Here is a 17,948-nt window from a genome sequence, read left to right on the forward strand (position 1 = left end):
GGGAAGATGGAGAGGGCTCGGCTTCGCCGAGAACGCTGGGGTCGCCGGTCGTGAGCTCAGGGGTTGGGCGCAGGTGACGGCACCAGGCTGAGCGCTGCCTCGCTGAAGGCGCGAGCGCGGGCTGTCGCACCGTCGGCGGTCCATACCAGGCCCCAGTCCACCGGCGCGGCGTCCTCGAAGGGGACGTAGACGACGTCGGGGCGGACGGAGTAGCGCCTTGTGTGGGCGCCGACGGCGAAGACCCCTTCCCCGGCGCCCACGAGCGTCAGCGTCTCGTTGAACGTCGAGGCCGACGGGCCGAGTGCGATCGGTCTCCCGGCGGGGGTCCGGCGCGGTGCCCGGTCCTGGCGCAGGGACTCCGGCAGCGTCTCGGGCATCTGCAGCACGGTCACCCGGGCCAGGTCTTCCACGGAGACGGTGACACGGCGGGCGAACGGGTGTCCTGCCGGCACGGCGAGCATGCGAGCCTCCCGCACCAGGACCGGCCCCATGACGATGCCCTCCTCGTGCATCGGATGGCAGGTCAGCGCGAGGTCCACCTCACCGCTGCGCAGCCACGGCAGGACCTGCGGCAGGTGCGCCTCTTTGATCTGGACCTCGCAGTCGGGGTGCCCGGTGCGGAACGCCTGCGTGGCCCCGGCCAACAGCTGGCCCGCCGCCGGCCCGGTGAAGGCGACCCGCAGCAGCCCGGTCAGCCCCCGCCCGGCGTCGACGGCCCGCTCGTAGGCGTCGGTGATCCGGGCCCAGGCGGGGCGTATCTCGTCATACAGCTGCCGTCCCGTCCGGGACAGCTCTACCCGGCGGCTGGTGCGGTTGAACAACGGGACGCCGATGCGGCGTTCCAGTTTGGCGACGGTCTGGCTGACCCGGGCAGTGGAGACGTGCAGGCGCTCGGCGGTGCGGCCGAAGTGCAGCTCCTCGGCGAGCGTCAGGAACGCCTCCAGCTCGTGCCGCTCCAGCATCCCGCGCCCTCCCATCGTTAATCGAGGCTCAACGGCCGTTGCGCAGACGTGCATTGATGCCCCATCCGGACCGCAGCAGGATCGGAGGCATTGAAAGGCCACCTCGCCCGCACAGGAGAACATCATGTACGTCACTCACGACCGAGCCCTGACCGCCCCCGCGCACGACGCCGCCGCGACCGTCGCGGAACTCAGGGACCGGGCGGAGATCACCGACGCGCTCCACCGCTTCGGCCTGGGCCAGGACCTGAAGGACAAGGAGCTGTTCGCCTCGGCCTTCGCCGCCGACGCCGAGCTGGACTTCCGCCCGGCCGCCTCCAAGTGGGGGGCCGAGCCACCGCTGATGTCCGGGCGCGACACCATCGTCACCACCATTCTGGCCATGTTCACCGGCCGGGTGGACACCACGCACCAGATCACCAACACGCGGATCACCATCGACGGCGACACCGCCCGGCTCACCGCCCTGGTGGAAGCCCAGCACCTGCTCATCGCCGACCCCGCCACACACGCGCTGCTGAAGAACCCCTACGACGTCGACCTGGTCCGCGACGGCGACCGCTGGGTCATCCGCCGGCTTCGCATCGACAACTCCTGGTACACCGGCGAACCCACTGTGATCTTCGGTTGACACCTGCTCCACCGCACCAGGGCGGCCTCCCGACCCGGAGACCTCATGCCCCTCTCGACTCCCCGCACAACTCCCCTTACACCGGACTGGAAAGGACGCGACATGAAGATCACAGAGGCCGGCGGACGGCCGGTGCTGACCCGTCACGCCGAGGCCGAGACCTGTGCCGACCCCAGCAGTGTGATGACGCTGCTGGCCGACTCCGACAGCACCGCCGGCGGCTTCACCAGCTACCGGTCCACGTTCGCCAAGGGAGCCGTGGGGGCACCCGCCCACTTCCACACCAAGGCGACGGAGCTGTTCTTCGTGATCAGCGGGTCCCTCCAGGTACTGGTGGGCGAGGAGGTCACCGTCCTGGAGGCGGGCGACTTCCTGGCCGTGCCGCCCCACACCCCGCACGCCTTCGCCGCAGCGCCGGGCTGTGAGGCGGACGTGTTGTTCGTGTTCACGCCGGGCATGGGCCGGTTCGACTACCTGCGCCTGCTCGGCCGGGTGATGCGTGGCGAGGCCGACGCCAAGGAGATCGCCGCCTCCGCGCTGCGGTTCGACAACCACTACGTCGACAGTCCCGTCTGGCGGGCCGCCCTGGACGTCTCTGCGTGACCGACCTCCCCGTCCCGGGAGCCGAGCCCGACGGTGACGCCCTCTCGCATCTGCTGCGACAGGCTCAGGGAGTCGTGGCGCGGACTCCTCCTGGGTCAGCCCGACCCGTACCGTCCGCACCCGTACGCTCACCGTGCGTACGGGTCGCCGATCTGGTGGGGAGGCGTCGTCGCAGGTGGGATGGGCGGCATGAGACCAGCCTCCACCCCCCGACTCCCGGTCACCGCGCGTGTGTTCGTCCAGCGGTTCAGCTCCACCCCGAGAGGTGCCCGCCTGGCCCGGCATCTCGTCGTGCACCGTCTGGACGCGTGGGGCGTCCCGTACGGCTCGGCGGTGTCCGACACGGCCGCGCTGCTCGTCGCGGAGCTGGCGGCGAACGCCGTGACCCACGGGCGGGTGCCGGGGCGCGACATCGAGGTGCTGCTGCGGCTCGACGCGTACACGCTGCGGATCGACGTGTCGGACAGTCGCGGGGAGCGTCGGCCGTGCGGACCGGAGAGTACGGCCGCGCCGGAGGCCGAGCACGGCCGGGGGCTGCTGCTCGTGGACGCGCTCGCCGACCGGTGAGGTGTGTTCGACCGGTCGCCCGTCGGCAAGACGGTCCGCGCGGAACTGGACCTGCCGGCCCGGGCGTCCGGCCGGACGGTGGCGACCGGTCTCACGGGTGGCCCAGTGCCACCGGCAGGTCGGAGCGGCCGTTGACGCCCAGGGCGCGGTAGGTGTGCGTCAGGTGGAGTTCCACCGTGCGGACACCGACGGACAGTTCCCGGGAGATGGCCGTGTTCGACCACCCCTCCGCCGCCAGCAGGGCGACCCGCAGCTGGGCCGGGCTCAGCCGGGACCGGTTCGAGTGACGTGGTGCGGCGAGGCGGGCGGCGACCTCCGCCGTGAGCGGGAAGGCACGGTCCCGCCCGACCGCCTCGTCGAGCAGGCGACGCGCCTCCTGCGGCAGTCCGGTGTCGAACGGGCCGGAGGCCAGGGCCGCCACCGCACGGGCGTACAGGCGCCGGGGCGGCATGTCGGCCAGCAGACGCAGCGCGGTCCGTATGTGGACGAGTGCCGCACGGCCGGACAGGGCGAGCCCCGCCCACAGGTGCACCGCCCCGACCGTACCCGGCGCACCCCAGGACCGGGCGGCCGTGAGGCTCTCGGCGACCAGGTGTGCGGCGGTGTCCGGGGCCGCGCAGGCCACTTCCGCGACGGCCAGGTGCGAAGCCCAGGGAAGGACGGCCGGGTTGACGCAGCCCAGCGCCCGTGCCATCCGGCCGCACTCGCGCAGGTAGGCCCTCGCCTCGGACGGACGGCCGGTGCGCAGGCACAGGAAGCCCCGCGCGAACAACAACTGGGCGGAGCCCAGACCGTGTTCGTCGCGGCCGGGCGGGCAGCCCGAGCGGGCCAGGACCGATTCCGCCAGGTCCGTCCTTCCGGTCTCCACGGCGACGAGCACCTCCACCGCGGTCAGCCGGGACAGCGTCCGCGGATGCCAGTCCCGCCGGGGCACCTCGCCGGTCGCCTCCGCCAGCCACTGACCGGCCCGCTCGGGCTCGCCGGTGCGCAGGGCGAGTTCGGCGAGGTCCAGCAGAGCGTGCCCGGCCACGGGAGGCATGCCGCGCCGCCGGGCCTCGGCCGCGATCCGCAGCGACTCGGCGCGGGCCGGTGCCACGTCCTCGGTGGCGGCCAGCACACGCGAGGCGACCAGCCGGGGGGTGAGCAGCCCGCCCCTGCCCGCCCGGATCACCACGGCTCCGGCCAGTCGCCGGGCCTCGCCGATCCGCCGGCCGGCCAGACAGTGCCGCCACGCCCCGGCCGCGGCGCGGGGCGCGTCGAAGCCCGGTGCCTCCCCGGCCTCCCACGGGCCCGGGGACGGGAGGTCCGGTACGCGGGCCGACCCCGTCGGACTGGCCTCCACCGCCAGCACGTGCAGGCCGCGCAGCGTCCGCCGTTCCACTCCCGTCCTCGCGCGGGCGGCCGCCGCGCCGAGCGCCGCGGTCGTGTCGTCCCCGCCGTGCATCGCCAGCACGTCGGCGGCGAACGGCACCGCCCCGGAGGGGTCCGGGCCCCCGGCCTCCAGCAGGATCCGACGGAACGCGCGCTCGGCCGCCGCGGGCCGCCGCGCCCACTGCGCCTTCGCCAGTTCCAGCAGCGTCTCCGTACGCGGGCGGGCCGCGGCGGCGTGGCCGAGTGCGCGGTCCAGGAGGACCACCGCCGCGTCGTGGTCGCCGGACCGTCGCGCGGCCGCCCCCGCCGCGTGGAGCGCGTCGGCCACCCAGGGTTCGTCCAGCGAGATCCGGGAGACCAGCAGCCCGAGCACCTCCGGTGCGAAGCCCTCCTCGCGCGCCAGCCGCACGGCACGCTCGTGGAGCGCCCGGCGCCGGCCGGCGTCCAGCAGGCCGAGCAGCCGTTCCGCCACCAGCGGGTCGTACACCCGGGGACGGACGAGTGGGCCGAGCAGGCCGGCGACCGCCGGTTCGGTGCGGGCGCGTTCGCCTTCCGGCAGGGTGAGCCCGGCCAGTTCGCAGACCTGGCGGAACGAGAAGTGGCCCGCGGCCACCGCGCTCGCCGTGACGAACGCGGACGCCTGTCCGGAGGACCGTGCCAGGACCGTCCGCAGATGGTGCCGTCCCACCTGGTCGGCGAGCGCGGCGAACGCGGCCGCGTCGGGCGGTGTGCCCGGCCACCGCCGGAGCGCGGCGCACAGGACCGCCGGGTTGCCGCCGGTCGCCGCGGTCGCGGCCGTACGCAGGCCGCCGACCGCGTCCCGGCCGTACGCGCGGACGAGCAGCGCGCCCACGCCGTCGTCGGTCAGCGGTCCCAGGGACAGTTCGTACCGGCGGCCCCGCTGGGCGTCGAGCGGTAGCGGGAGCGCGACGTCGCACCCCCCGGTGAGCGCCCGGAGCACGGGCCCCGGCCGGGAGGAGGCTCCGGGTGAGGACCAGGCCGCCTCCGCCCCGGCAGCGGCGGACGCGTCGTCGGTGAACAGCGCCCACGGTCCGGTGTCCGGGGCGGCCTGCGAGGGCTCCGTCACGACGTGCAGGCCGGATCGCCGGGCGAGTTCGGCGCCCGCCGACAGCAGGGCGCTGCGACCCGTACCCGGGCGCCCGCGGACCACCACGGTCGTGGTCCCGCCGTCCACGGCCCGGCGCACGGCCCGCTCCCACACGGCCAGTTCGTCGGACCGCTCCACGAGGTCGGAGACGGATCCGGTCGAACAAGGGGTGACGGCAGCCGTGTTCACGAGACGCCGCCGGGCGCCCGGGCGGAAGCGGGCTGCGACCGGTGGGCCGCGAACCATTTCGTCAGGCCCGCGCGACCCGTGACGCCGAGCTTGCGGTAGACGTTCGTCAGGTGGTACTCGACCGTGCGGGCGGTCAGGCACAGGCTGTCCGCGATCGCCCGGTTCGACTTCCCGGCGGCCGCCAGCTCCGCCACCGGGCGTTCGGCCTGGCTGAGCGCGGCCGGGGCGTGCCGGTCCGCCGCCGAGCGGAGCGCCCGCCGGGCCTCGTCCGCGACGGTGACCAGGCCGCACCGTGCCGCGGTCGCCAGGGCGGCGCGCAGCCGGGGTTGCGCGCCCCGGTCCGACCGCCGCAGCAACTCCTTGCCGAGGTGGAGTTCGGCCAGGGCGTGGGCATGCCGGTCGGAGCTCTGGGCGAGAACGCGCGCGCTCTCGGTGAACAGCTCCACGCGGTCGCGGGGACCGGCCGCCATGCCCCGGGCCAGCAGGCCCAGGCCCATGCTGCGTGGTGTCAGCCAGCGCTCGGCCAGCTCCTGTCCGTGCTCCGCCCGTCGTGCGGCGTCGCCCGGCCGGTCCAGCAGCATGAGCAACTCGGTGCTGTGCAGCCACCAGAGGGTGAGCACGGGGTTGCGCACCCCGGCCGCGTCGAGACTCGCACCGCACCGCTCCAGCAGACGCAGGGCCTGTTCGGGCCGGCCGCGGCCGCGTTCGAACAGGGCCAGAGCCGTCAGGTGGTGGTGGTGTTCCCAGACGCAGTCGTCGAGGCGCCGGCCGTCGATCCGGCGCAGCGCCTCCTGCGCCCGGTCGAGGTCGCCCCGGGCAACCAGTGCGCGGACGAGGGCGATCGTGGCCAGCGGGCCTCCCCCCGTCGTGCCCTCCGCCTCGGCGAGACGGGACGCGGCCGCCGCGGCCTCGGCGGCTTCGGCCGCCCGGCCCGCTTCGACCAGTACCTGGGCACGCACCGAGGCGGCGTGCGACTCCGCCCACAACTCCTCGCGTTCGGCGCTGTCCGCGACGATCCGCTGCAAGTGGTCGAGTGCGGTCGCGGTGTCGTCGGCCAGGGTGAGGACCCGCGCCGCGGCGACCACCGCCCAGGCCGTGTGCGGACGTCCGGACCAGATGACGCGGCGGGCGTCGGCGACCGCCGCCTCCCGTGCCTCGTGCCCGTCGGCGGTCAGCGCGGTGCGCAGGGCGCGTGCCGCGAGGAGCAGGTGCTCGGTCGGGCGGGTCAGCTCCCGGTCGGTGGCCGAAAGGGGCGTGGCGGGGACGGGCGTCGAGGACGAGGGGCCCGCGGCGGCGGCGGTGGTGCCCGTGTCCCGCGCGGCCGGCCCGGCCGGTGGTACGTCCGGTCCTCCGGCGGCCGTCCGCCGCAGCAGGGTGCCGAGCGCGGCGGGGCCGTCGGGGGATTCGTGCAGCATGAGGGCGACGAGCCGGAGCAGGCCGGCCGCGTGTTCCCGGACCGGCGGGTCCACCGTGCCCGAGGGCGCGTCCGCGAGGTGGGCGAGGTGACCGCGGGCCGCCGACGGATCGATGTCGACCAGTGCCTCGGCCAGATCCAGGCGGACGGAGGCGTCCTCGGTGCCGGCGGCGTGGAGCCGCGTGAGGTACGCGACAGCGGCGGCCGGACGGTGGTGCCGGGAAGCCGCCGCCGCCTCCCTGAGGACGGTACGCATCCAGGGACGGTCCAGCCTGCTCTGCTCCAGCAGCAGGTCGGCGACCTGTTCCACGGGTGCGGCCGCGTCGTTGAGGATCTCCGCGGCCTGGGCGTACCACCGCTGCCGTTCGCTCTCCGAGAGGGTGTCCCACAGAAGGCGGGTCCCGTGGGCGGGCAGGGGGCCGGGGAGGAGGCCGCGTGTCCCGGCCTCCTCCAGGAGGCGGTCGGCCGTCTGGGACGGGAGGCCGGCCAGGGCGCCGACGAGGTCGGGCTCGGTGCTGTGGAGCGCCGCCGCGGCCCGCGCGACGGCGAGCAGCCGGGGCTCGCGGCGGGCCAGTTCGGCCACGTCCTCGGAGGCCGGCGCGGTCGTACCGGCCGGCCGCGGGCTGCCCGGGTCGACGACCGTGCAGTAGTCCCGTGTCGCCAGTTCGTGGAAGGCCGCCGCCGCGGGGGTGGGCACTCCGCGCGGAAGGTGCAGCAGTACGGTCAGCGTCTCGTGGTGGGAGGAGCGCATCAACTCGTCGATGAAACGGAGCGTGCCCTCGTCGCACCACTGCGCGTCGTCGATGGCGAGGACCAGCGGCCCCCGCGCCAGCAGACCGCAGACCACCGTGTGCGGCGCGTACCGTGCGCCGTGGCCGGCGGGCGGCGCTCCGAGCAGGCGTCGCAGCACCGCGTGCTCCGTGCCGGCCGCTTCGGGCAGGCAGCCCACCCGCCGCACATTCGCCTCCCGTCCGTACGCGGTGCTGACGTGGTGGGTGACGGTGGCCATCGAGGAGTGGCCGGGCGGATCGAGCACCACCACACAGCGCGCGCCGCGGTGTTGGCCCCGGACCGGGCAGGCCGACGGCCCGTGCGGCGCGGTCGGCCCCGCGAAAGCCCCGGTCCGGGAAGAGCGGAACACTGGTAACGAGGGATACGGATGCGCCGGGTTCGATCGTCTCGACCACATAATCCTTACGATATGACAGCGATGTGCGTTGTTGTTGGCGCTCCCGTGCCCATGTGTCCAGACGGCTCGCCGGGGCCGACCGGGTGGCGCCCCACGACCGACCGGCTCGGCCGGTGAACGGAGGCTCCGTGCGGCTCCTGGAGCGGGAACAGGGCCTCGACACGGTCCGGCGTGCGCTGGACGGCATGGGGGCGGACGGGACGGTGCTCACGGCGGTCACCGGGACGCCGGGTACGGGACGGTCGGCCTTCCTCGACGCGGTCGCCGCCCACGCCGAACAGGCCGGCTGCGTCGTACGCCGGGCCCGAGGCAGCCGGCTGGCCCGCGGACTGTCCCTCGGCGACCCGGCCGCACCCCTTCCCGACCCCACCGTCCGTCCGCTCGTGCTGCTCGTCGACGACCTGCAGTGGGCGGGGGAGCACGCCCTGGCCGCGCTGTCCGCGCTGCTCGACGACCCGGGGCAGGGCCGGCTGTTCCTGGTGGCCGCCGTGTGCGAGGGCGAGTTCGCCACCGAGACGTCCGGGGTGCAGGACGTCCTGCACCGCGCCGACCACGTGGTCCGCACGGGACCGCTCGGCCCGGAGGGCGTGGGAGCGCTGCTCGGCGGGCACGGTCATGTGCTCTCCGACGGCCAGGTCCGCGCCTGGCACCGCGCCACCGAGGGCAACCCGGCCCTCGTCGCTTCCCTGCTGGAGCGGCTGGACCACGCGGAACGCCCCGCCCGCGCACGCCTGCTCGACCTCGCCCGCGCCCGGCCCGCGCCGTGGCGGCTGCGTTCCCGCGTGGCCGCGGCCCTGACCGGGCACCCGGACTCCGTCGGCCGTCTCGCCGCCTGCGCCGCACTCCTCGGCGGCCGGGCACAGACGCACGTGCTCGCCCGCCTGGCGGAGCTGGACCCGGGAGAGGCGGACCGGGCGGCCGGAGCCCTGGCCTCGCTCGGCTGGGCCGCCGACCGCTGGACACCGCCCGTACTGTGGGACTGCGTCCGGGAGGCCGCGGAGGAGGGCGTCGGGCTCACCGACCGGGTCCGACTGCACCGCCGGGCGGCCGAGTTGCTGTACGTCGCGGGAGAACCGGCCGAGCGCGTGGTCCGCCACGTCATGGAGGTCGGCCCCGGCGACTGGACCGGTGCCGCGGGACTGCTGCGGGACACCGCCTGCGAGTTGTGGCGTCTCGGCGACGACGCGCTCGCCGTCCGGGGCCTGCGCCGCGCCCTGCGCGAGTTCCCGCCCGACAGTCCGCGGCGCGGCGACCTGCTGACCGCCCTCGCCGACGTGGAACGCGAGGCCGACACCTCCGCGATGCTGCGGCACGTGGGCCAGGCCCTGCCCCTGCTGGGCACGGTGGAGGAGCGCGCCGCGGTCGTCTCCTGCGTACCGCTCACCCTGTTCCTCTCCGCCCCGCACGCCGTCCCCGAGCTGCTGGAACCGGCCGGTGCCGGGCACGCGCGGCGGATACCGGCCGCGGCCGGCACGGGCGTCGGGGCCGGGGAGCAGGCGCCGGCCGCGGCCGGCAAGGGAGCCGGTACCGCCGCCGCGACGGCCCCCGGCACGCCGCGGGCACGGCACCTCGGGCCGCGGCTGGAAGCCCGGGTACGGCTGGCGGGCCCGGGAGACCCGGCGGCCCACGACGAGGCCGCCGAACGGCTGCGGAGCCTCGCCCCGGACCCGGACGCCGGGCCCGACGAAGCGGCCCTGCGGGAACTCACGGCGGTCCTGGTCTTCGCGGGAACACACAGCGGACGGCTCCGGTCCGACGAGGTCGCCCGGCGCACCCGGTGGCTGCTGGAGCACGAACCGGCCTCGGCGGTCTCCCGGTACGCCGCCTGTGCGCTGACGATCGCCTGCGCGGCCGTCGCGGAGACCGGCGAACCGGCCGACTGCTGGCTGGACATGGCACTCGAGACGGCGCGAGGGCGCGGCGACCGGCGGCTGCGCACGGCGGTGCTGAGCTGGCGCGCGCTCACCGCCCTGCACGCGGGCCGGTCCGCCGACGCACGGGCGGACGCGCGCAGGGCCTGCGCGGCCTCCCGCGACCCGGGCCAGGACCCGTCGGTGGACGCACTGGAGGATCACGACTGGCTGTCGGTGCTCGGCCTGACCTCCGTGGCAGTCGAGACGGGTGACGCCTGGCTGGCGGAACGGCTGCGCGACCGGCTGGTCCAGGGACCGGGCGCCGGGCAGCCGGTGTGCCGGCTCGCCCTGCGGGTGCTGCGCATTCCCCTGACCCCGGAACGCGAACTGCCCGTCGTGCTGGCCGACCTGCAGGACGCGGCACGTCGCGCGGAGGCCGCGGGCTGGTGCAACCCGGTCCTGTTCCCGGTCGACCTGTGGTGCGTGCCCCTGCTGCTCCGCCTCGGCGATCCGGAGGCCGCGCTCCGCCTCCTGGCCGACGCCTGCGACCGGGCGCGGCGCTTCGGCGCCCCGGGCGCGCTCGGCCGGATCCTGCGCATGTGGGGCACCGTGGTGCGCGGCCGCTACGCCCTGTCCCTGCTCTCCGAGTCCGTCGCCGTACTCAGGACGAGCCGCAACCAGCTGGAACTGGGGCGGTCGTTGACGGCGTACGGCAACCGGATGCGGGCGGCCGGGCGCCCGGGAGCCGACGAGGTCCTCGCGGAGGCGGACCGGATCGCGGAGGCGACGGGCGAGGCGGTGCTGGGGCGCTGGACCGAGGTGCGGCAGCCGCTGCCGCCCGGCGCACCGGTGGCCTGCGGGAATCTGAGCGACACCGAGTGGCGGGTCGCCTCGCTGGTCGCTCTCGGTCACACCAACCAGGACGCCGCCGACGCGCTCGGAGTCACCCGCCGCGCGGTGGAGAAGATCCTCACGAGGCTGTACCAGCGGCTCGAAGTGGACGGCAGGTCCGGGCTGGTCCCGGCGGTGCGCCGCATGGCGGGCAGGGCGGCCTTCGGCACGGGTGTGCTCGCCGACCGACTGTGACCGGTGGCCGGCGGGACCGGACGGGTGCACCGAACGGGCTACTCGCGGGTAAACCGGCTCCCGCCGCGGCCTTCCCGGAAAATGTGGGCCGAAATGCCGGAAAAGCATGGTGGGACGGCGGGTGTCGATTGCTCCCACGGGCCGTTTCCCGCCCTTTGCCGGTGCCCGGTGACGGTCTCTCCGAACCCGTGCGGAGGCGACCACAGTCTTTCGTCGGGGGCCCCTGGTCCGATTGCACGCCGACGTCCCTGCTCCGTAGCCTGGCTCGCAGCCAGTGAACGCTCGGAAGAGGGGAGGAGGGCTTGTATGGCCCACGCGAAGACCGGCACAGTGGAGGGGCCCTTTCGTGTGACGGAGGCGTGTGCTACGCTCCGCGGCGAAAGTCCGGGCCCCGTCGAAACACTTCAGGAAATAGACGCTTCCCGGTGCGACGCGGAAATAGGAACTGAGAAGTACCGCGACGCCTTCCAGTCCTTTTTCGAGCATTCCGGAATCGCCCTCGCCGTCCTCGACGCGAATCTGCGGGTGCGTTCCGTCAACAATCCCCTGATGCCCCGGTGCACCCAGCGGCCGGACGAACTGCGCGGACGTGAACTCGTCGAGTTCCTGCACCCGAGCGTGCGCCAGCACACGCTGCGTCAGTTCGGGCGGCTCGTGCAGGGCCACCGTTCCCGTCTCGTCGGGCACTCCCTCGTCCTGTCCGTCCACGGGACCGTGGTGTCCGGCAGGATCACGGCGTTCCCGGTGACCGGTGACGCCGGCCGGGTCGAGATGATCGTCGTCCAGTTCATGCCCGAGACGACGACCGACGAACGCGCGGCGCGGGACGGCTCCCGGTGGAAGCTGGCCCCCCTCAGCGCGAAGGTCCTCGAGGGCGTCGCGGCGGGCGACCCGACGGTGCGCCTGGCCGCCAAGCTGTTCCTGAGCCGGCAGGGCATCGAGTACCACGTCGGCATGCTGCTGCGGCAGTTCGACGTGCCCAACCGGACGGCGCTGGCGGCGAAGGCGTACTCGATGGGGCTGTTCAGCCTCGGCGCCTGGCCGCCGAGGGTGCTCCCCGACTGCATCCGCTCGGACCAGCAGACGGCAGAGGCCGGATGCGGCGGGGGCACCCGCCCCCGGTCGCAGCGCCAGACCTCGGGACGCTGAGCACACCAGGACGCCGGACAACCCCCACACCGAGCACGCCAGAACGAGGATGATGTGAAACTACTGGTCGTTGAGCCCAACGAACGGGTGTCGGTGGCCCTCGGCGCGGCTCTCGAGGAGCAGGGACTGGAGGCGGTGTCCGCGTCCACCGGCGCGGCCGCCCTGAGCCTGCTGGACCGGACCCGGCCGGACGCGGTCCTGCTCGACCTCGCCCTCGCCGACTGCGACAGCTTCTGGCTGTGCGGCGCGATACGTGCCACCGGCTCGGTCCCGATCCTCGTGACCAGCGCGCGGGACGATCACCAGTCGTGCGTGCGAGCGCTCGACCTGGGAGCCGACGACTACCTCGTCAAGCCCTACAACCTGGCCGAACTCCTCGCCCGCACCCGTGCCGTCGTACGCCGCAACGGGCCGGCCGATCCCTCCGTCACCGAGGGCGCCTCCCGGCCCGGCCCCACCGCGGACACCGCCGAGGAGACCCTCGAGGACACCGCCGAGGAGCCACTGCCGGACCTGTTGCTGGCCGGGCGGGTCAGGGTCGACCTGCGCGAACGGGCCGTCCTGGTCGACGGAGCCCCGACCGAACTGCCCGACGAGGAGTTCGACATCCTCGCCGCACTGGCCCGGCGGCCGGGCGAGGCGCTGAGTGCCGACCGGATCGTCGAGGAGATCGTGCGGGCCCATCGGGTGTCCCTGCGGGCGACGGTGCCGGCCCGGCTCGCCGCCCTGCGGGACCGGCTCGCGCCCGCCCGCCTCGTGGACTCCCCCGAGGACGGGCTCTACTCGATACGCCAGGCCCAGCCCTTCGCCTGACGCCGTGCGGATCGCGCTGCTTCCACCGCTGTCGCGCGCGCCGCGACGCCGTGCGGCCGGGGCAAGCCGGGGCCCGCAGGTCTGGGAATTCTTTCAGTGATCGGGGCCGGACCCGGCGCGTTGCCGCCCGCGCGGGGGAACGTGGTCGGCGAAGTCCGGCGGCGCGTCCGCGACGCGTTCGGAACTGGTCCACCGGGAGCGCACCGCGCTGCCCTGCCAAGTGAAAACGTTTCTCTCGAGGGGACAGAAATGTCGTCAGAACGGCTCGCCCGTCGCCGTCCAGCACCGATGGCCGCCCTGGCTCTGGGCACTCTGCTCTGCGTGGGCGCGACGGCGGCCCCGGGACACGCGACCGACGCCGCGACCGTCGCCAACGCGGGCAGCGACCGGGCGGTGGACGGGAGCTACCTCGTCGTCTTCGAGGACGGAGCGGAGCCCGACCTCGCCGACGCCTACGGGGTGCGGGTGCGCGACACGTTCGACCACGCGCTGCGAGGCGCGCTGATCGAGGGGAGCGCGAGGCAGGCCCGGCGCCTGGCCGCCGACCCCGGTGTACGCCTGGTCGAGCAGAACACCGTGGTGCACCGTGCCCGTTCCCCGAAGGCGGTCCAGTCGTCCCCGCCGTCCTGCGGGCTCGACCGGATCGACCAGCGGGCGCTGCCCCTCGACGGCTCGTACGGCTACCCCCGTTCGGCGGGACGGGGCGTCGACGTGTACGTCATCGACACCGGCATCGACTACGACCACCCGGAGCTGAGGCCCCGCGCCGGGTTCGGCTTCGACGCCTTCGGCGGCGACGGCGGCGACGAGCACGGCAACGGCACCCACATGGCCGGCGTCATCGGCGGCACGGAGCACGGCGTCGCCAAGAAGGCACGGCTGATCTCGGTGAAGGTGCTCGACGCGCAGGGCGGCGGCACCCTCGCCGGGGTGGTGGCCGGAATCGACTGGGTCACCGAGCACGCCGACGGGCCCTCGGTCGCCAACTTCGTCATCGGGGCCCCGCCGAGCGACGTCCTCGACGACGCGGTGCGCCGCTCCATCGACGCCGGGGTCACCTACGCGATGTCGGCCGGCGCCGACGGCGTCGACCTCGCGAACTCCTCGCCCGCCCGGGTGGCCGAGGGCCTCACCGTCGGCGCCTCCGACTGCGCCGACCGGGTCGCCCCGTTCAGCAACCACGGCAAGGGGCTGGACCTCTACGCCCCCGGTGTGGACATCCCCTCCGCCCGGCCGGGCGGAGGCACGGCCACCGAGTCCGGCACCTCGGTCGCGGCCGCGCACGCGTCCGGCGCCGCCGCGCTCCTGCTGGGCGAGCGGCCGCACGCCTCACCGCGGGCCGTGAACAAGGCCCTGAAGAACCGGGCCGTGAAGAACACGCTCACCGGCGTACCGGCCGGCACCGCCAACAAGCTGCTGCGGACCGCACGATGACCCCGAGACTGGGCGGCGCCCCGCCGTCGCCACGTCCCACTCGCACCCCTCCACAGCACCGGGCGGAATCTTGCTGACCATCCGAGAACTCGTGAAGCGCTACCGCGACGGCACCCGCGCCAACGACGGCATCAGCCTGAGCGTCGAGGCCGGTGAGGTGGTCGGTCTGCTGGGGCACAACGGAGCCGGGAAGACCACGCTGATCAACCAGGTGGCCGGGCTCGTGGTGCCCACCTCCGGAACCATCCGCGTCGACGGCTGCGACCCGGTCGCCGAACCCGCCCGGGCCCGCCGGGTGGTCTCCGTGATGCCCCAGGGCCACGCCCCGCTGACCGGGGTGACCCCGAGGCAGGCCATCAGGACGATGGCCCGGATCCGCGGCCTGGACAAGCGGGCCGCCGCCGAGCGGACCGGGGAGCTGATCGACGCGCTGGACCTCGGGAAGTGGGCCGACACCACCGGGGAGCGGCTGTCCGGCGGCATCCGCCGCCTGACCGCCTACGGCATGGCGGCGGCCGAGCCCGGCCGCGTCGCCATGCTCGACGAACCGACCAACGACGTGGACCCCGTGCGCCGCAGGCTGCTGTGGCGGCAGATCCGCGAACTCGCGGACCGTGGTCACGCCGTGCTCCTCGTCACGCACAACGTGGTGGAGGCCGAACGGAGCGTGGACCGCATCGTCGTGATGGGTGCCGGAAAGGTGATGGCGGAGGGCACCGCCGCCCAGTTGCGGTCCCGGGCGCCCGGCGACCTCAGGCTGGAACTGACCGCGGCCCTCCCGGACCGTCTGCCGGAGCTGCCGGCCCACCTCCCCGTCGAGGGGCCGCCCCTGCTCACCTCCAGGCGGATGGCGGTGCCCATCGCCTCCGGCGCGGCCTCGACGGCCCTCGCCTGGGCCCAGGAGCTGCGTGACGCCGGGCACATCGACGAGTTCGCCCTGCTGCCGGTCGGTCTGGAGGACGTGTACCTGCAACTCGTGGGCGGCGAGGACACGCCGGGCGGACCGGGGACGGAAGAGGGGGAGAAGGATGACTCACTGGTTGCGTAGTTACGGCCTGTTGCTGGGATGGACCGCGTTGCGCAGCCGCGCGACCCTGCCCCTCAACCTCGTCATCCAGACCTGTCTCGCCGTGGGCATCATCGTCGGATTCGCCTACCTCGTGCCGGAGATGGACGACGCCACCGCGCTCTACCTGGCGACCGGTGCCCCGGTGCTCGGCCTCATCACCGTGGGCATGGTGATCGGCCCCCAGGAGGTGGCGTCCTCCAAGCAGGAGGGGATCTTCGACTTCAACCGCTCCCTGCCGGTGCCCAGAAGCGCCCTGATCGCCTCGGACGCCACGATCGCGCTGCTCACCGCGCTGCCCGGCATGGTGGCCGCGCTCGTCGTCGCGGGGTTGCGCTTCGACCTGGACCTCGACATCAGCCCGCTGGTGCTCCCCGCCGTCCTGCTGACCGCCTTCACGGCCATCGGGCTGGGGTACGGCATCGGGTACGGGATGGCTCCGCCGGTCGCCCGGCTGATGTCCCAACTCGTGGTCTTCGTGGCGCTGATGTTCTCACCGATCACCTTCCCGGCCTCCCGGCTGCCGGACTGGTTCGAGTCCGTGCACACGGTGCTCCCGTTCCAGTACATGGCCGAGGCGGTCCGGGACACGCTCGCCACCCCGGCGGACGGTGTCTCGGGGCTTCCCTTCGCCGTCCTGGCGGCCTGGACGCTCGGCGGGTTCCTGCTGACCCACCGGGTGATCACCCGCAGGCCCTGACCCCGCGCGGACGGGGCGCCGGGCGACGACGTTCCCGCCCGGCGCCCCGTCCGCCGTCCCCGGCGCCCCGTCCGCCGTCCCCGGCGTTCCGACCGCCGTACCCGCCCCCCCCCGGACGCCGGCCGCCGGGGGTGTCCTCAGAACGGCTCCACGACGGACTCCTCGCGCGGCGCGGTCCCCTCGACGACACGGAACCCGCCGCCCGGCCCCCGGCTCCATTCCCGGTACGCCGGGAAGCGCATCGGCAGCCCACGGGCCACGGAGAGGTCGGCGCTGTCCATGGCCTGGACGTGCACGTGCGGCTGGGTCGAGTTGCCGGAGTTGCCGCAGTCCGCGATGTGCTGGCCCACGACCACCGTGTCGCCGACGGCGACGCGGACCGAACCGGCCTTGAAGTGCACCAGGGCGACGAACGGACCGCTCGGGGAGAGCGCGATGATCACGTGGTTCCCGGCGATGGCGCGCACCCCCTCGCGCAGCCGAGCCCCCTGCCCCAGCATGTACGGCACCAGTGCCAGCTGCGACCGCCGCGCCTCGTGGTCCGGCTCGGCGTCGTGGGCGGCGACGATCCGCCCGTCGACGGGGGCGAGCACCGGCAGGCCGAAGGCGTGGAACAGCTCCGGCGGCTCGGTGGCGAGGAAGGTCCGCCAGGACCGGCTCCCCGCCGTGCGGTGCCGCTCGTCCACGGCGACGAAGTCGATGGCGTGACTGCTGCCGAGGAGACTGGTGCCGTGGCTGGGGACCCGCCGGGCCGGACTGTTCCTCACCCGCCACGGGCCGGTGAAGGGCAGCGCGATCGTCACCCCCTCCGCCCGTGGATCCTGTCCGGCCGGCTCGCCCGACCGGGCCAGCACGACGGACGCGGTGCCCGTGGCGAGGGCGGAGGCGCCGATCGCGACGGTGCGCGCCACGAAGAGCCTGCGCGCGGGATCGTCGTCGGCAGCCCGGGGAGCAGCCGCGCCCGTGGCAGCCCCGCCTTCCCCCTCCCGCGGGGACGCGTCCGGAGCGGGGGCGGCCCGACGGGCCGCGAGACGCCGGACCAGCGGGCGGACGGCCTCGCCGAGGAGCAGCGCGACGGTGAGGCACAGCAGCAGCGTCGGCCACACGGCGGCGACGCGCTCGGCGATCCGCCGGACGCCGGGGGAGGGCTCGGCGGGTCCCGCGGTCAGCAGGAGCAGGGTGAGCGCGGCCGACAGCCACACCAGCGCCGCGCCGAGGCGCCGTCCCCGGCCGCCCGGGACCGTCACGTCCTTGACGAGCCGTCGGTACAGGTACCGGTGGACGGCCACCAGGAGGCAGAGGAGCAGGGCCGAGGTCAGCAGTGCAAGGGCCATGGACGGGGCTCCCGGAGAGGTAGGAACGCGATGCGGCGGACGCCCGTGGGGGCCGCGGGAGGCCGGAATGCGGGCTTCTGACGGGTCGGGCGGGTGGCGCGTGGCCGGTCGAGCGGGTGGCGCGTGGCCGGACCACGTATGGCTTTCCCACCTCACCCCGGGGCACACCCGGGCGTCCCCCGGTGAAACCAATGAATGGACTTTCTCCTAGTTCCGCGACGCGTGGTCCGGCCCGGCCCGCGCGAATCAGGGTGGTGCAATGTTGAATCGGTGCAGGTCAGTGGTGACGATGCAGCAGAAAAGCCGCTCGGGCGGTGGTGCCGGGCCGCGGATCGGATCTGTTGACAGCGTTCGTTCGAGTCGACGAACATGCACACCGATGTGGAACGAGTGAAACCACCACCGCCGCTCCCCGTGAGGGAGCGGGTGAGTGTCTTTCGAATTGCTAGTGAACTCAGGGAAACAGTGCAGGTACGGGG

12 protein-coding genes and 1 pseudogene are annotated in these 17,948 nt (G+C 74.5%); 9 read left to right on the forward strand and 4 right to left on the reverse strand.

The window, feature by feature from the left end:
* Positions 1–56: 56 nt before the first annotated feature.
* Positions 57–962, reverse strand: a complete 906-nt coding sequence (locus tag Sco07f_RS11295; RefSeq protein WP_108987746.1) for a LysR family transcriptional regulator — start codon at positions 960–962, stop codon at positions 57–59.
* A 124-nt stretch (positions 963–1,086) separates the two neighbouring features.
* On the opposite strand from Sco07f_RS11295, the gene Sco07f_RS11300 reads away from it, so the two are divergent.
* The 3 genes and pseudogenes from Sco07f_RS11300 to Sco07f_RS11310 all read left to right on the forward strand — a co-directional run bounded on the left by Sco07f_RS11300 (position 1,087) and on the right by Sco07f_RS11310 (position 2,898).
* On the forward strand, positions 1,087–1,593 hold the full coding sequence (locus tag Sco07f_RS11300; RefSeq protein WP_087789044.1) for a nuclear transport factor 2 family protein: 507 nt from the start codon (positions 1,087–1,089) through the stop codon (positions 1,591–1,593).
* Positions 1,594–1,695: 102 nt separating this feature from the next.
* Complete coding sequence (locus tag Sco07f_RS11305) at positions 1,696–2,196, forward strand: cupin domain-containing protein (protein ID WP_108987747.1); 501 nt, start codon at positions 1,696–1,698, stop codon at positions 2,194–2,196.
* A gap of 189 nt (positions 2,197–2,385) precedes the next feature.
* A pseudogene (locus Sco07f_RS11310) lies at positions 2,386–2,898 on the forward strand (ATP-binding protein).
* Here Sco07f_RS11310 and Sco07f_RS11315 read toward each other — a convergent pair.
* Together Sco07f_RS11315 and Sco07f_RS11320 are read right to left on the reverse strand one after the other, a co-directional pair.
* On the reverse strand, positions 2,855–5,431 hold the full coding sequence (locus tag Sco07f_RS11315; protein WP_159106944.1) for a helix-turn-helix transcriptional regulator: 2,577 nt from the start codon (positions 5,429–5,431) through the stop codon (positions 2,855–2,857). The pseudogene Sco07f_RS11310 and the gene Sco07f_RS11315 sit on opposite strands and share 44 nt — an antisense overlap.
* Entirely contained in the window at positions 5,428–7,881 is a 2,454-nt protein-coding gene (locus Sco07f_RS11320; RefSeq protein ID WP_159106945.1) for a helix-turn-helix transcriptional regulator, read from the reverse strand. Before Sco07f_RS11320 ends, Sco07f_RS11315 begins: the two co-directional genes overlap by 4 nt.
* Before the next feature lie 281 nt (positions 7,882–8,162).
* Between Sco07f_RS11320 and Sco07f_RS11325 the strand changes: the two genes are divergently transcribed.
* The 6 genes from Sco07f_RS11325 (at position 8,163) to Sco07f_RS11350 (ending at position 16,135) form a co-directional block, all read left to right on the forward strand.
* The gene (locus Sco07f_RS11325; protein ID WP_108987750.1) at positions 8,163–10,973 is read left to right on the forward strand and encodes a LuxR C-terminal-related transcriptional regulator; all 2,811 of its coding nucleotides are present in this window, start codon (positions 8,163–8,165) and stop codon (positions 10,971–10,973) included.
* Positions 10,974–11,279: 306 nt separating this feature from the next.
* Positions 11,280–12,122: a helix-turn-helix transcriptional regulator gene (locus Sco07f_RS11330; RefSeq protein ID WP_007445536.1), complete on the forward strand. Its 843-nt coding sequence runs from the start codon at positions 11,280–11,282 to the stop codon at positions 12,120–12,122.
* A 54-nt stretch (positions 12,123–12,176) separates the two neighbouring features.
* The gene (locus Sco07f_RS11335) at positions 12,177–12,935 is read left to right on the forward strand and encodes a response regulator transcription factor (RefSeq protein ID WP_108987751.1); all 759 of its coding nucleotides are present in this window, start codon (positions 12,177–12,179) and stop codon (positions 12,933–12,935) included.
* Between the two features lie 249 nt (positions 12,936–13,184).
* Positions 13,185–14,369: a S8 family peptidase gene (locus tag Sco07f_RS11340; RefSeq protein WP_108987752.1), complete on the forward strand. Its 1,185-nt coding sequence runs from the start codon at positions 13,185–13,187 to the stop codon at positions 14,367–14,369.
* A 70-nt stretch (positions 14,370–14,439) separates the two neighbouring features.
* Entirely contained in the window at positions 14,440–15,417 is a 978-nt protein-coding gene (locus Sco07f_RS11345) for an ABC transporter ATP-binding protein (protein WP_108987753.1), read from the forward strand.
* Positions 15,398–16,135 carry an ABC transporter permease gene (locus Sco07f_RS11350; protein ID WP_007445540.1) on the forward strand — a complete coding sequence of 246 codons (738 nt, stop codon included), beginning with the start codon at positions 15,398–15,400 and terminating at the stop codon, positions 16,133–16,135. Before Sco07f_RS11345 ends, Sco07f_RS11350 begins: the two co-directional genes overlap by 20 nt.
* A gap of 137 nt (positions 16,136–16,272) precedes the next feature.
* Here Sco07f_RS11350 and Sco07f_RS39745 read toward each other — a convergent pair whose 3' ends face one another.
* A complete protein-coding gene (locus Sco07f_RS39745; RefSeq protein WP_159106946.1) occupies positions 16,273–17,469 on the reverse strand; it encodes a M23 family metallopeptidase in 1,197 nt (398 codons plus the stop codon).
* Positions 17,470–17,948: the final 479 nt, after the last annotated feature.

This window comes from Streptomyces coelicoflavus, assembly GCF_003112555.1.
GTDB lineage: Bacteria > Actinomycetota > Actinomycetes > Streptomycetales > Streptomycetaceae > Streptomyces > Streptomyces coelicoflavus.

Bases quoted from the DNA above. Each gene is read 5' to 3' on its own strand.
- Sco07f_RS11295 (WP_108987746.1), bottom strand. From the start codon at position 962: ATGCTGGAGCGGCACGAGCTGGAGGCGTTCCTGACGCTCGCCGAGGAG.
- Sco07f_RS11300 (WP_087789044.1), top strand. From the start codon at position 1,087: ATGTACGTCACTCACGACCGAGCCCTGACCGCCCCCGCGCACGACGCC.
- Sco07f_RS11305 (WP_108987747.1), top strand. From the start codon at position 1,696: ATGAAGATCACAGAGGCCGGCGGACGGCCGGTGCTGACCCGTCACGCC.
- Sco07f_RS11330 (WP_007445536.1), top strand. From the start codon at position 11,280: ATGGCCCACGCGAAGACCGGCACAGTGGAGGGGCCCTTTCGTGTGACG.
- Sco07f_RS11340 (WP_108987752.1), top strand. From the start codon at position 13,185: ATGTCGTCAGAACGGCTCGCCCGTCGCCGTCCAGCACCGATGGCCGCC.
- Sco07f_RS11350 (WP_007445540.1), top strand. From the start codon at position 15,398: ATGACTCACTGGTTGCGTAGTTACGGCCTGTTGCTGGGATGGACCGCG.
- Sco07f_RS39745 (WP_159106946.1), bottom strand. From the start codon at position 17,469: ATGGCCCTTGCACTGCTGACCTCGGCCCTGCTCCTCTGCCTCCTGGTG.